1 protein-coding gene is annotated in these 2,410 nt (G+C 72.0%); it reads right to left on the bottom strand.

Annotation, left to right across the window (positions count from 1 at the left end; genetic code table 11):
• On the bottom strand, window positions 1-2,410 hold a 2,410-nt coding region (locus tag G6027_RS11310; protein WP_182637275.1), incomplete at both ends, for a bifunctional [glutamine synthetase] adenylyltransferase/[glutamine synthetase]-adenylyl-L-tyrosine phosphorylase.

The following is a 2,410-nucleotide window of genomic DNA, read 5'->3' as shown; positions in this document are numbered from 1 at the left end:
TAGGTACTGGTTGAGGAACTCCGCGCCGTCGGATGACCCCGCGCAGATGCTGGCCACGGCCGCCAGGATCTTGCCCTGCCCGGGGAGTTGGTCGACCGCCTTGCCGCGGGCCAGCACCAGGGCGTTGCGGGCGCGGGCGGCCATGAGCCACGACTGCACCAGTGCCTCCCGCTCGCCCTCCGAGAGCAACTCCGCCGCGGCCGCGGCCTCGAGCGCCTCCAGGGTGGAGGTGGTGTGCAGGCCCGGCACCCGGGCCGCGTGCTGCATGGTGAGCAGCTGGGCGGACCACTCGACGTCCGCCAGGCCGCCGCGGCCGAGCTTGGTGTGGGTGGCCGGGTCGGCACCCCGGGGCAACCGCTCGGTGTCGATCCGCGCCTTCATCCGCCGGATCTCCTGCACCACCTTCGGCGGCACCCCTTCCGCCGGATAGCGGAACTCGTCGATCATGTGCAGGAAGTCCAGGCCCAGGTCGCGATCCCCCGCCGCGAACGCCGCCCGGAGCAGGGCCTGCAGCTCCCACGTCTCGGCCCACTTGGAGTAGTAGGCGCGGTAGGACGCGAGTGTCCGGACGAGGGGTCCGTTGCGACCCTCCGGTCGGAGGTCGGCGTCGAGGTCGAGCGGTGGGTCCGACGACGGCGAGGAGAGCAGTCTGCCCACCCGTTCGGCCACCTGGACGGCCCACCGGACGGCCACGTCCTCGGCGACACCCTCCACCGGGTCGCACACGATCATCACGTCCGCGTCGGATCCGTAGGACAGCTCGTCCCCACCGAGTCGCCCCATCCCGATGTACGCGAGTCGGGCCGGCGACGCCTGCCCCTCGGGGGCCATGTCCCTCATCACCGCCGCGAGCGACGCCTCGAGCACCGCCCGCCACACGGCCGACAGTCGCTTGCCGACTTCCGGTACGGAGACCAACCCCAGGACGTCGGCGGCGCCGATCCGGGCCAGCTCGGCCCGCCGCAGCGACCTCGCCGCGGCGATCACCTTCTCGGGGGTGCGGTGGCGGGAGGCCGAGGCCGACAGCGCGGAGGCGATGTCGGAGACCTTGGACGCCACGAGCACGGGCCCCTCGGCCCCGTCGGTCAGTTCCGGGATCACCTCGGGGTTGCGGAGCAGGAGTTCGGAGACGAACGCAGATGTGCCCAGGACCGTCACCAGGCGGCGCGCCACGATGCTGTCGTCGCGCAGGATGCGCAGGAACCAGGTGACGTCCTGGTGCTCCTCACACAGTTTGCGGTAGGCCAGCAGCCCGGCGTCCGGGTCCGGGGTGTCGGCGAGCCATTCCATGAAGGCGGGCAACAGCAACGCCTGGATCCGGCCGCGACGGTTGTTCTGCCCGGCGAGGGCTCGGAGATGCCCGAGCGCGTGGCGTGGGGCGCCGAACCCCAGCGCCGCCAGCTGCCGCTCCATCGCCTCGGAACTCAGGGACAGGGCCTCCGCGTCGTAGGCGGCGATCGAGTCCAGCAGCGGGCGGTAGAACAGCTTGGAGTGGAGTCTGCGCACCCGGCTGCGGACCTGGCGCAGCTGCTCGAGCAGCACCTCCGCGGCGTCGTGCCGACTGCTCGGCCGGATGTGGGCGGCCCGGGCGAGCCAGCGGTACCCCTCCTGGTCTCCGTCCTCGGGGAGCAGGTGGGTGCGCTTGTAGCGCTGGAGCTGGAGACGGTGCTCGAGCAGGCGCAGGAACTCGTACGCGGCCACCAGGTTGGCGCCGTCCTCCCGCGCGATGTACCCGCCCGCCCGGAGCGCCCCGAGGGCGTCCACCGTGCTCACGACGCGCAGCTCCTCGTCCGTGCGACCGTGCACCAGTTGCAGGAGCTGGACCGCGAACTCCACGTCGCGCAGACCCCCGCGACCGAGCTTGAGCTCGCGCTCCCGGAGCGGTTCGGGGACGTTCTCCTCCACCCGCCGACGCATGGCTTGGACGTCGTGGACGAAGTCGTCCCGCTCGGAGGCGGTCCACACCAGCGGATGCACGGTGTCGTAGTACTCGGTGGCCAGGGCCAGGTCGCCGGTCATCGGGCGGGCCTTGAGCTGCGCCTGGAACTCCCACGTCTTGGCCCACCGCCTGTAGTAGGCCTCGTGCGACTCCAGCGTCCGCACCAGCTCGCCGGACTTACCCTCGGGTCGCAGCGCGGCGTCCACCTCGAAGAACGCCATCGACCCGAGGCGCATCATCTCCCCGGCCACCCGACCGGTCTTGGCGTCCGCGGGTTCGGAGACGAAGATGATGTCGACGTCGGAGATGTAGTTGAGCTCGCGGGCCCCGCCCTTGCCCATGGCCACCACGCCGAGGCGGCCGGGCATGGGCGAGTCCGGGTACACCGTGGAGACCGCCACCGCGAGCGCGGCGGTGAGCGCCGCGTCCGCGAGATCGGCCAGGCGGCGACCCACCTCTGCGAACGGCAGA

The sequence above is a fragment of the Dietzia sp. SLG310A2-38A2 genome, from assembly GCF_014145095.1.
In the GTDB taxonomy this organism is placed as follows: domain Bacteria; phylum Actinomycetota; class Actinomycetes; order Mycobacteriales; family Mycobacteriaceae; genus Dietzia.
The sequence above is the reverse complement of the archived record's forward strand: the minus strand, read 5'-3'. Positions and strand labels throughout refer to the sequence as shown.